This is a genomic window from Vibrio sp. 970 (genome assembly GCF_033339075.1).
Window position 1 is genome coordinate 111,498 of sequence record NZ_JAWOTW010000015.1, and the last position, 11,966, is coordinate 123,463.

Annotated in this window: 11 protein-coding genes; 3 read left to right on the forward strand and 8 right to left on the reverse strand. The window is 44.3% G+C overall.

The window, feature by feature from the left end:
* Positions 1 to 52: 52 nt before the first annotated feature.
* From btuD to cobT, 8 genes are all read right to left on the reverse strand, one after another.
* Positions 53 to 820, reverse strand: a complete 768-nt coding sequence (gene btuD / locus R7Q11_RS19725; RefSeq protein ID WP_080996857.1) for a vitamin B12 ABC transporter ATP-binding protein BtuD — start codon at positions 818 to 820, stop codon at positions 53 to 55.
* Complete coding sequence (gene btuC, locus R7Q11_RS19730) at positions 807 to 1,802, reverse strand: vitamin B12 ABC transporter permease BtuC (protein WP_025766768.1); 996 nt, start codon at positions 1,800 to 1,802, stop codon at positions 807 to 809. The genes btuD and btuC overlap by 14 nt, the downstream gene beginning before the upstream one ends.
* An 82-nt stretch (positions 1,803 to 1,884) precedes the next feature.
* On the reverse strand, positions 1,885 to 2,913 hold the full coding sequence (locus tag R7Q11_RS19735) for a succinylglutamate desuccinylase (protein ID WP_005377878.1): 1,029 nt from the start codon (positions 2,911 to 2,913) through the stop codon (positions 1,885 to 1,887).
* A 274-nt stretch (positions 2,914 to 3,187) separates the two neighbouring features.
* Positions 3,188 to 4,984: a M3 family oligoendopeptidase gene (locus R7Q11_RS19740; protein WP_206957318.1), complete on the reverse strand. Its 1,797-nt coding sequence runs from the start codon at positions 4,982 to 4,984 to the stop codon at positions 3,188 to 3,190.
* Between the two features lie 128 nt (positions 4,985 to 5,112).
* The gene (gene cobC, locus R7Q11_RS19745) at positions 5,113 to 5,727 is read right to left on the reverse strand and encodes an alpha-ribazole phosphatase (protein ID WP_206957320.1); all 615 of its coding nucleotides are present in this window, start codon (positions 5,725 to 5,727) and stop codon (positions 5,113 to 5,115) included.
* An 11-nt stretch (positions 5,728 to 5,738) separates the two neighbouring features.
* Positions 5,739 to 6,272, reverse strand: a complete 534-nt coding sequence (gene cobU, locus R7Q11_RS19750; RefSeq protein WP_065274411.1) for a bifunctional adenosylcobinamide kinase/adenosylcobinamide-phosphate guanylyltransferase — start codon at positions 6,270 to 6,272, stop codon at positions 5,739 to 5,741.
* Complete coding sequence (locus R7Q11_RS19755) at positions 6,269 to 7,045, reverse strand: adenosylcobinamide-GDP ribazoletransferase (protein ID WP_054574173.1); 777 nt, start codon at positions 7,043 to 7,045, stop codon at positions 6,269 to 6,271. The genes cobU and R7Q11_RS19755 overlap by 4 nt, the downstream gene beginning before the upstream one ends.
* Positions 7,046 to 7,074: 29 nt before the next feature.
* Complete coding sequence (cobT, locus tag R7Q11_RS19760; RefSeq protein WP_021707632.1) at positions 7,075 to 8,118, reverse strand: nicotinate-nucleotide--dimethylbenzimidazole phosphoribosyltransferase; 1,044 nt, start codon at positions 8,116 to 8,118, stop codon at positions 7,075 to 7,077.
* A 248-nt stretch (positions 8,119 to 8,366) separates the two neighbouring features.
* Between cobT and R7Q11_RS19765 the strand changes: the two genes are divergently transcribed.
* From R7Q11_RS19765 to R7Q11_RS19775, 3 genes are all read left to right on the forward strand, one after another.
* A complete protein-coding gene (locus R7Q11_RS19765; RefSeq protein ID WP_053350419.1) occupies positions 8,367 to 9,056 on the forward strand; it encodes an NAD(P)H-binding protein in 690 nt (229 codons plus the stop codon).
* Between the two features lie 200 nt (positions 9,057 to 9,256).
* Positions 9,257 to 10,630 (forward strand): L-cystine transporter, encoded by a 1,374-nt coding sequence (locus R7Q11_RS19770; RefSeq protein ID WP_005377885.1) that lies wholly within the window; start codon positions 9,257 to 9,259, stop codon positions 10,628 to 10,630.
* Positions 10,631 to 11,131: 501 nt separating this feature from the next.
* Positions 11,132 to 11,845, forward strand: a complete 714-nt coding sequence (locus R7Q11_RS19775; protein ID WP_225466661.1) for a hypothetical protein — start codon at positions 11,132 to 11,134, stop codon at positions 11,843 to 11,845.
* The last annotated feature ends 121 nt before the right edge of the window (positions 11,846 to 11,966 follow it).

The window sequence follows — 11,966 nt, forward strand, 5'->3', positions numbered from 1 at the left end:
TCGATTAAAAAAAAACGACCTCAAGTAGGTCGTTTTTTATTGTCCCTAAACATTAATCAAAGATTAAATAAGGTTGCTCATCTACGATGACCTTTTTGACTTGAGTATTGAACACTTCCCCGAGAGCTTCTTCCGTTAGCACAGTATCGGCACTTCCTGATGAGTGCAGCACACCGTTGTTAAGCAGCAATACTTTATCTGCGTGCTTTAATGTGCGATTGAGATCGTGATTAGCAACTAATACTCCAATTCCCTGCGCCGCCATAGCGTTAATCAATTGATAGAGCAGACCCTCTTGCGCAATATCTAACGGTGCTGCTGGCTCATCCAAAATTAAAAACTGCGAAAAAGGATTAATGGTACGCCACACCTGCAAACATACACCTGCTAATCGGACACGCTGCCACTCACCACCGGATAATGTTTGAATACTGCGATGAAGCTTATCTTGCAGTTGTACCAGCTCCACCACCATATTGACGGCATCACGCACTTTGATATCCGCAATCTCAGCACCACTTGGCAGAGATAAAGCGAGATACTGAAACACATCAACATTAAACGCTGGGCGCGATTGCTGACACAAATAACCTCGAACATGAGCTTGCTCTGACAACGGTAAAGTAAGCAAGTTTTTGTTGCCAACGTACACTTCACCACTCATACCGTCTCGGTGACTTAACGTACCAGAAATCGCAGCCAATAAAGTACTCTTACCGGAACCATTAGGCCCAACGATATGTACGATTTCGCTAGCTTTGCATTCAAAAGAAAGAGGCAATAATCGACTACCAACCGACATATGTTTAACGTGCATCATGACTCTTCACCAGCATCCAGATGAAAATAGGTGCGCCAATCGATGTTGTCATGACACCTAAAGGTAACTCTGCGGAGTCCAATAACAGTCTTGCGCCGATGTCAGCAAATACAAGCAACGCAGCACCAGATATTGCAGAAAGTGGCAATAAATAACGGTTTTCCGTACCAAAAGCCAAACGCAACAAGTGCGGCACCACCAAACCAACAAAACTGATGATGCCACCCAAAGCGACTGAACTCCCCACCAAAACAGAAATGGCGAGGATCAGTTTCCAACGCATTTGATGTACATCGACTCCCAATTGGGTCGCATGAATCTCACCCAGCATCAATTTATCAAGCGATTTGCCTTTACAACATAACCAGATGAGCACCGGTAACATCACCAAGGTAACGGTATGTTGATACCAACTCGCACCGCCAATACTGCCCATTAACCAATACATCAGTTGGCGTAAACTGAGATCATCACTAAAGTAAAATGCCCAGGTCACAATCGCGCTCGATAAAATACCCAATGCGACCCCAACCAAAAGCAATCGAGCCGTCGTCAGGTGCATTGCCCTTGCTATCGCCACCAAAACAAACGTGAATAACATCGAGCCTGCAATCGCTGCCAACATAAAAACAATCGGGGTAGGAAGAACAGGTGACGCGAACATGATTAAGACCATTGCTAAGCTTGCACCACCAGATATACCAAGCACGCCAGGTTCAGCCAACACGTTCCCAAGCAACACTTGTAACGTCGCGCCAGATACCGCTAACGCAGCACCAATAATTGCCGCAGACACTAACCTCGGTAAACGCAAGTCCACCAATAACTTCTGTTCAAATGCAGATAAGGATTGAAAAGGAGAAAGGAAAATTTCTCCGACCATCAAGTGGATGGCAGAGAGTACAGCGAGCACGATCGACATAACCATCAGGTTACGTTGCCAGCGTCGTTCCTTGTTCAGGATAAGTTGTTGAAAATCCATAGCGGCCGATAAAAACAAACGAGGCTTAACCTTACAGTTAAGCCTCGGTAAATTGCAATTAACTTCTCAAAGCAATGTTGGATTAATCGTAAACCAACTCACCCTCTTCAAAACGGGTTTTCACTTCACAAACCATCAGAGCTGCACGTTGACCTATTGCGACGTGGCGGTTCGGGAAGACAATCGCTTCGTTTTCGTTCTTTGCCATTAATGGTTTGTCGCCATCATGACCAAACACTTCGCCGTGAACAAATGAGGTGAAGTTTTCAACATTGTCGTCGAACATAAAGTCAAAGTCTTCGTTCAAACGAACGATTGTGCGACTTACGCGATACTTAATGCATGGTTTTGGTAGGTGTTCTGGCTTCGTTTCCGCAATCAAATTACGTAAAGACAAATCAAACGCGGTCAGTTTATCGAGGTCATTTTCACCAATACGAGCCACACGTCCAAGCTCCATCGTGAGAGCCTGCGCACCAAAGTTCTCAGCACTGTACCAGCTAAACGTACTCGATGGTGAGTTTGACAGGAGCACAGCTTCAATGTGTGCACTGTCCAAGAAATCGATCAATGCTTTGCTGCGCACAGGATGACGAGTCTTAGGACTTACTGCAAACGTATAGTGCTTCGAGCCTCTAATCGCGCAGTGTAAATCAAGGTGCCAGCGTGTTGTCGGGTCGGTATCCTGATAAAAATCTCGAACAAGCAGCTTAAGTGTATCGGCGATAACAAGCTCTTTTGTCTGTTTGTGTTCTTTTTCGTCAAACAGACGGTTGAGGTTTTCTTCGAGGAATCGCGTGTGCGCCAGAGTGGATTCTGGGTGAGCGATAATGAACAGACAACGGGTATCGACCGTCTGGAACCCAGATTCTATGTCTTGAATAATGGAATCCACCAGCTCCATAGGTGCGGTTTCATCTCCGTGAACCCCACAAGAGATGATGATGTTCTTCGTATCCTGAGTATAATTCGCAGGGATTACTTCTAATACACCACGCTGATAGAGTTTAAGTTTTACACCGTTAGAAAGCACCTGCTCCGCTGGTGCAACATCAATATGAACATCTAACGTGTCAGTTAAAAACGATTGGCGAAAGAGAGACTTCGTCATGCGTTACTCCTTAATAGCACGGCGGATATGTTAATAAATTGTACAAAGGATTTTTGTTGCTGCGATCTCACTTATGAGTAGAAATCACTATTTCCCTCGAAAATCCGATGCCTTTTCGCGCCAGGCACTCAAATCAAGCATTGAGGCGTTTAATTTTCAAACAATTACAAAGTGTTAGGGCTGTGAACTTTACCACAGCCCTGATTAAGATCATTATGATTTGATCAAATTTTTGTAGCTATAAAGCAGATTATGCATCAACACTGCGAAAAACTTAGCCGCGCTGTGCGAGCAAACGCTCAAACTCATCGACTTTTTCACGCACTAGCTCAACACTCTGCTGCCAAAACGTTGGCTGGGTTAAATCCATCGACAGATGCTTTTCGACGACATCTTCCGCCATCATGCAGCCTGTATCGCGCAGCAAATTGATGTAATCGGTGTAAAACGCTTCGCCTTTGGTTTCTCGCTGTGCATAGATACCCTTGCTAAACAAGAAACCAAATAGGTATGGGTAGTTATAAAAGCTCACGCTATCAATAGAAAAGTGCAGCTTGCTTGCCCAGAAGTACGGATCCGGTTCGCTCATTACGTCGCCATACCATTCTTTCCAAGTTTCTGACATCAACTCACAGAATTCATCTGCGGTTAACTCTCCATCCTGGCGGCGTTCATAAAACGATTTTTCAAACTCGTAGCGAACCGGAATGTTGATCATTAAAGCTAGCGCAGATGACAACTCTTCCCACAACATCTCGAGCTTTTCATCAACGCTCTCAGCTTTCGAAATCAAATGATCACGAACGATGTTTTCTGCAAAGATAGAGGCGGTTTCTGCTAACGTCATTGGGTAGTAAGTTTGGCAAAGTGGCAAATCACGAATAACCCAGTTATGGAACGCATGGCCAAGTTCATGTGCCAGAGTCATAAGGTCTGACCGGCTGCCACTCCAAGTCATAAACACAAGTGGTGTTCGCGTTGCTGGCAGTTTGGTGCAGTATGCGCCAAGACGCTTGTTAGCATTTGGCGCGGCATCAATCCAACCATTTTGTACCATCAAACGGACAAATTCCGACATCTCAGGGTTTACTGTTTCAAATGCTTCACAAATAACCTCAATCGCTTCATCAAAGTCGTAAACCTTCGCTTCACCGCTCAAAGCAGGCATAGCCGCCAGATGATTCCAAGGTTTCATCTCATCCAGACCATGTACTTGCGCCATCAATAAACCCGCTTTCTGACCAATAGCTCGACTGTCTTTGGCTACGGTCATCATCGCATTTAAAGTTTCAGCTTGGATTCGGCTACCATGCAAACTCGGCTCTAGGAAGTGAACTTCACGCTTCGTAGAACGCTTTTTGTTTTCAGTTAAGCGCCATCCTGCTAACGCATTCAAAATCGCAGCGAATGATTCTTGGTGCGTTTGCATTGCATCTTGTACGCCTCGCCACGCGGCTTCTTGACGCTCGAATTCAGAACCATAAAGAATGCTTGCCGCTTGAGAAAACCCAAGCTCTTCACTATTACCATCTGTGTACTCAAGCTTCACTTTCAATGAGCCAGTCAGGTTATCGTATAGGTTACCCCAAGCCGATTTGCCATCCACACTCATCGCAGCCAGTAACTGTTCTTCTGCGTTGCTAAGACGAGTATCCGCCAACTTTCTAGAATTCAAGATAGAAAAAGCTTGCCCACTGATATCAGGATTCTCATGGTCTAACACGCGCAAGATAAACTCTTCGTCGGCATGAGTTAATTTCAAATCAAAGGGACTGAACGCTTGGGAAAGCTCCGAAAAGATGCGGGTCATTTTACCAAGTAACGATTTCGCTTCGGCGTTTGTTGCATCAACAGAAGCATAACAACTCGCAAAATTTGCAACTGTGCCCGCTAAACGACTCGCAGCTTCATTGGTCAAAATCGCATTTTGCATGATCTCTACGTTGCCACAATCTGCTGATTGTTTATTCAAAAGATCAATACATTGTTCTACAAGAGCAATATCGTCTTGAATTCGTGGGTCAGAAAGGTCGTTATAAACGATGGACAAATCCCAACTCGGCGTTGTCATTTCTATATTTCCTTTTTATGTAACTGAGTCAATTTTCGCTTCCTGCACCTAGCAGATGGGCTTCCACTGACATCTTCCGTGACTATGCCCGTAAGCAATATCGTTCTGGGCATTTTAATATTTATAAATTAACGAGTTAAAAGAGGTACGCCAATCGAACGCACCGAGGCGTAAATTTGCTCATCTATGGTAATTGTTAAATGCGTGACAGAAGCGTTTCCTATCGACAACGTCGAATACCACTTTGGGTTACGCCAATCTAACTCCAATACATGAGCAAGAATCATACGAATGACGCCACCATGCGTGACGATAAGTAGATTGTCATTGATATCGTTGATGATTTGAGACCAAACGCGACATATGCGCTCAGAAAATGTGCTTAAGCTCTCAGCATTCGGCAACGTATGTTGTGCTGGCGATTGCCAAAAAGCATCTAGCTTTTTCCACTGCTCAGTGAGCATATCAAAAGGCATACCATCAAAATCACCAAATGCCATCTCTTGTAAAGACTCATCCGTCATTACTGGTAATAATTGCTGTTCAGCAATGATGTTTGCCAGTTCTTGACAGCGTGAAAGCGGAGAAGAAATTATTCCACCCACACCTCGTCCACTCTCGGCCCAAGCCCGAGCAATACTCTCTTGATCAGCAGGCGTAACTTTTACATCTGTTTGGCCATGGAGTCCTGGTGGAGCGTCTACTTTTCCATGACGCACAAGATAGATATTGAGTGTTTTCATTTTGTTCCATCCTACTCTTTAAGAACCAACGGCAAACCAGCAGCAACAAAGGTAACGCGATGGCAAACACTGGCTAGTTTTTGATTCATCCGTCCTGCATTATCCACAAAATAACGACTAACCGCCCCCAAAGGTACAATGCCCATTCCAACCTCGTTAGAGACGAATATTAACGTCGCATCTGAGCCACGTACCACCTGTATAAGCTTTTCAATTTCTGCTTCTAGCTTCTCATTGGAACATTCATCACCTAACTCAAATATCCAATTGTTGAGCCACAAGGTTAAACAGTCGATCAATACAACATCGGTGATAGCGAAATTTGTCAGTAACTCAGATAAATGAAGGGGGCATTCATGCTCTTGCCACTCGCCCCCGCGTTGCTTTTGATGATGCGCTATTCGCTCTCGCATTTCTTGGTCAAATGGCAGCGCGGTTGCAACATAGTGTAATGATCGATGAGAAGCGACCGATAATTGCTTAGCTGTTTTTTCTGCCAAATGCGACTTCCCAGAGCGCGCGCCACCGAGTATCAATTGCTTCATGAGGAGTGATACAACCCAATCATAGTGAGATAAATAAGCAGTTCCGACAACTGTTGCGCTGCGCCAAGGCAATCCCCCGTAAAGCCGCCAATTCTCTTGGTTAACCAACGTTTGAACATCAAACGAAATACCACGAGAACAAGCGATATCAAGATCGCATCCGCGATACCAAGCACAAGCAATGTTACGCCACCAGTAAACAACAAAATGGAGACTTCTAGAGAAGACTGGCGACTTGCTAGCGGTTTACTTTTCGACGTATCACTGTCACTGACATAAGGCATGTCATAAATAAGCGTCGCTGCTAGTGCTCGGCTTGCGGTGTAAGCGACGACAATGACCAACCAAAAGTGCGGCAAGTTAGCCAGTTCACTCCAAAAAACATACTTAGCCAATAACGCCATAATGAGAGTGGCGGCACCATAAGTGCCAATACGACTGTCTTTCATAATAGAGAGGCGTCGCTCTACGGTCATGCCACCGCCAATGCCATCCGCCATATCGGTCAAGCCGTCTTCGTGAAAAGCCCCAGTTAACAATAAGCTAAACACCATCGTTAATACTATGGCAACCGACTCTGGGAAAAAAATTGAGGTGAGCGAGAATACCAAAGCGCAAAGTGCTCCAAGCACGAGACCAACTAACGCAAAGTAACGGCCTGCCTGATTCATGCGTTCTTCACTGTAAGGCAACGCTTGGGGCACGGGTAAGCGGCTAAAAAAACTGGTAGCTAATAGAAATAACTCCCACTGGTATCTTAACGATGACGGCATGACTTTCTCAGAATTATCAGGGACTGACACTAAACTGTAACTCCTGCACTCTCGAAGCTCGCCATTTTGTTGTAAAACTGGGCAGCAGCTTTTAACAGAGGCAAGGCAAGAGCGGCTCCTGTTCCCTCCCCTAGCCGTAAACCAAGGTCGAGCAGAGGTTCTGCTTTTAGATGTTCCAATACAAATTTATGTCCATTTTCTTCAGAGCGATGGGCAAACAACATGTATTCACGCGTTTCTTCGTCTAACAACGTCGCAATATAAGCCGCTACCGATACGATAAACCCATCCACTAAAACTGGAGTTTTAAGCCGCTTGGCTTCTAAAAAAGCGCCCACTATCTGTACGATTTCAAAGCCCCCAACCTGTGCGAGAATCGCTTTGGTATCAAGACCTCGACATCGGTTTACCCCCTGTGCTACCAGTTTATATTTGCGGCTCAACTGCTGTTGATTGATTCCGGTGCCAACGCCAACACAATAATCAATATCTAATGAGCTCAGTGCCGATAACAGTGCTGAGGCCGAACTGGTATTACCGATGCCCATCTCACCGAACATCAAGAGGTTTGAACCATGCAAAATGGTTTGCTCAGCAATCTTCGCACCATATTCTAAACCTAACGCCACTTGTTCTGGGGACATCGCTGATTGTTTAGAAAAATTAGCCGTACCGTTACCCAGCCGTTGTTCAACCAAGTTGGGATGGGATTTAAATTCTGGAACCAGCACATCAATAGGAGCCAACATGCCGCAATCTATTACTTTGAGTTGAATGCCATTAATGTCGCAAAAACAGTTGATGGCTGCGCCGCCAGCGAGAAAGTTAGCCACCATTTGTTGAGTGACTTCGCTTGGCGCAATGCTCACACCCTCCTCTGCAACGCCGTGATCTCCAGCAAATACCAGCATGCTCGGTTTGCAGATAGCGATGGAATCAACTGGCTGAGGTTTATCCTGACTTTGAATAAGAGCTAACTGCAGTGCCACCTTTTCCAATAAGCCTAAAGAACCGACGGGTTTGGTTTTGTTATCTATGCGTGCTTGTATCTCCGCAGCAAAAGAGTCATCCATTTTTTACGTTCCTTTGATGTTGTCTGGGTGAGAGGTGTTCTGTTGTTCAAGAGGTCTTGTTCAGCGACAGTTTTTGCGCGCCCACTATTGTATACACTTGCATCCAATTGGGGCAGCGCTAATCAAGTTTATCTCAGGATAGTCTGCCGAGTTCGCAGAGCGTCTCACCTTTCTTGCACGAGATTATAAGTAACTCGTTGAAATCCGCTACAATAGCTTAGACTATGTTCCCATATAGGAGAAAAGATATGGATAACAACACCTGCGCAATCATCGCCGGTGCAACTGGCTTAGTAGGCTCAAAAGTCATTGCAAACCTCATAAATCAATCAGGTGTTGGAACATTATATTATCTTTCTCGCCGCCCACTCGATGGCGTCCTAGATGTGGACAACAAGCTTATTCCTCTCATTGATGCAGACCTTTCTATCCACCAATGGGATGAGAACCAACCAACACCAACCATCGGCTTTATCTGTTTAGGTACGACCCTTAAGCAAGCTGGTAGTAAGGATAATTTGCGTAGAGTAGATGTTGATCTGGTGTGCAAAGTCGCCCAACAAATGAAAACAATCGGAGTCAAACGCCTTGCGGTTGTTTCTAGCCTCGGTGCAAATAGTAAATCGCCATCCCATTACTTAGCTTGTAAAGGACAAATGGAACAACGAATCGAAGCTATGGATTTTGAGGAAATCGTATTTGTTCGCCCAGGCCCGCTTGTTGGTCAACGTCAAAACCCAAGAATGGACGAGAAGTTAGTACAAACTCTGTTTAAGGTAATTCGCCCACTTATGCTAGGCAAACTGTCCAACTTTTTACCGATTCGAGCAGAAGATGTCGCCAAAGCGATGATTTATCAACTTTTCAGTTATCAAGAAGACTCGGTGGTTTACTTACAAAGGAAAGAAATGCGTGACTTACTGCATCACTACGAATAACCATTTTGTACAATTAACGTGCTAATTCACGCTCTCACGCGACTAAGATCTCGTTTTTATATTCATTTTAGATCTAGCTAATACCCGTTTGTCATTTTTAAAGTTATATCACGAGCGTTATCTTACGCTCCATAAATAAATCCGTATAAAACCCCGTATAAAAAACAACCGCCACTTCGGTTGGTTGATAAGGTCAAATTATGAATTTTGCAGTGATAGCCTCTCTAGCCGTCTTTGTTGGAATATTGTTCTTTCTATTTAATCAACAACAAAAGAAACACACTCTTTCACGTCTCGTTTTGATCGGTCTTGTTACCGGTTCTCTTTTTGGTCTTGCTTTGCAACTCATTCACGGTGAAGGTAACAGCGCAATTGCTCAAACACTTGAATGGGTAGGCATTGTAGGCAGTGGCTACGTTGGTCTACTGAAAATGGTCATCATGCCACTGGTGTTGGTATCGATGATCTCTGCAGTTGTTAAGTTGGAGAAAGGTGGATCTTTAGGTAAAATTTCTGGCCTGACCATCTCTGTTCTTCTAGTAACGACTGCAATTGCTGCACTTATCGGTATTTTGGTGACAACGACATTTGGCCTGTCAGCAGAAGGGTTAACTGAAGGTGCGCGTGAAACCGCTCGTATCGCCGTTTTAGAAAGCCGTGCCGGTACAGTAAGTGACTTAACTATTCCTCAAATGCTAGTTAGCTTCATTCCAACCAACCCATTTGCTGATCTAACAGGTGCTCGCTCGACATCAATTATCGCTGTTGTGATTTTCGGCGTGTTAACTGGTATCGCCGCTCGTAAAGTGATGATGGAAAAAGCAGAGTTGGAATCACCGATTCGTACTTTCGTAGAAGCTGCTCAATCTATCGTTATGCGACTAGTGAAGATGATCATGGCCCTAACGCCATACGGCATCGCAGCACTGATGGCAAAAGTGGTAGCGACATCAAGCGCAGGCGACATCCTAAACCTACTTGGCTTTATTGTGGCGTCTTATGTTGCTATCGCACTGATGTTTGTTGTTCATGGCGTATTAGTCTCTTTTGTCGGCGTTAGCCCTGCGGAATACTTTAAGAAAATCTGGCCTGTACTGACCTTCGCGTTTACATCTCGTAGCTCAGCAGCAACAATTCCACTAAACGTAGAAGCGCAAATCACGAAGCTTAACGTACCACCAGCGATTGCAAACCTATCAGCATCGTTTGGTGCCACTATCGGCCAAAACGGCTGTGCGGGTATCTATCCTGCAATGCTTGCAGTGATGGTAGCTCCAACAATGGGTATCAACCCACTTGATCTACACTTTATCCTGTCATTGATTGCGATTATCACCATCAGCTCATTTGGTATTGCAGGTGTCGGCGGCGGTGCGACGTTTGCAGCCTTGATTGTTCTTCCTGCAATGGGCTTACCTGTGACCATCGCGGCACTGCTTATCTCTATTGAACCACTGATTGACATGGCACGTACCGCACTAAACGTTTCAGGCTCAATGACTGCGGGTACAATTGCTAGCCGAGTGCTGAAGTCACCAGAAAGTGAAGCAACATTGGAAGAAACACGAGCATAGAACTCAAATTCCTTCCAAAGCGATAAAACGTAAAATATCAAGCCGATGGTTCGCCATCGGCTTTTTTCATTTTCAAAAATTCAACTTGTATCTTTCGTTGCTAGTCAAGGCGTTGAATGGTCTAATACTGTCATCGGTTTTGTAAACGGTAAGCAGAATGCACCAAGATAATCAGCCCACTTTTTTCTTCTTTGATTATGCTCAGAAAAACATAACCATATAATTAAAAAGAAAATTTAAGAAATAAATTCAAAAACAAGACACAATTAAGACGCAACGTTAAAGGCAAAATTCAAGATATTTTTCCCTGAAAGAAGCAGTTCTAATCACAAAATGCTTTTGCTCTCCCCCCTTCAACCTTCTTAATATCCACTTAAAACAGTCCACATTCGATAGATTTTTATACGCAATTAGAGTCACAAAATATAGCTCCATATAGTGACAAGATTGATTGAACCTAATAACTTGTAAAATCTGTATAAATCAGGTTGGACTATTAATATGAAACGGCTTTTTGCCCTCACTTTAGCGACCACTGCGTTAGCTGGCTGTACTTCTACGGCAAACTTTACAAAAACGGCTCCATCAAGAATAGAAAGTATAGATTCTCGAAGCTATGAGGTTGGAGTAGAAACAAAAGCATACGTCGGTGAAGAGATTCTTACGCGAAAAGCTTATAAGACATTGGTTGAGCCAAATGCTTACCAAGCTAAGCAAGAATTCGTTCTATCTGGGGGCTTATCAAGTGTAGCAGTTAGGCTTGATGGGAAAAAAGGCGACATCTACGAGATTGTCGGTAGCAATGAAAAAGGAAATGATCTCGTCATGATTCCGGGTAGTCACCTGATGTTTGGGATCGATAATAAAGGACATTGGGACAATACTGTCGTTTCAGGTAGCTATTGGACCTCTCCGGTTGGTAGTGGGTCTCAATATGCAATGGAACCAGCTAACACGATGTTCGAGAAGCATGATAAACGGACACCATTGGAAGAATATGGTTACGTGAACCATGAGTTGATATTTACAGGCCTCAGCGAAAGCGGAATTAATGTCTTATACCGAGAATATACTTTTAACAACCATGCTAGGTCCGCCTTTACGCAAGAATTGATTTATCCGAAGAGTACAAAAACGATTCGATTCAGAAATTATCAGTTATCAATAGATTCCGTTACGTCAGAGTCTATCGTTTATACAATCACAAATGATTAAAGTAAGCCCCATAATGGGGCTTTAACTAAGCCACTTTTGGGTACCCCTGTTCGTCGGGTTCGTTTTCATCATCCTCATACACGCGCACATCATAGTTCACCGCCTTAACGCTGCACTTCTC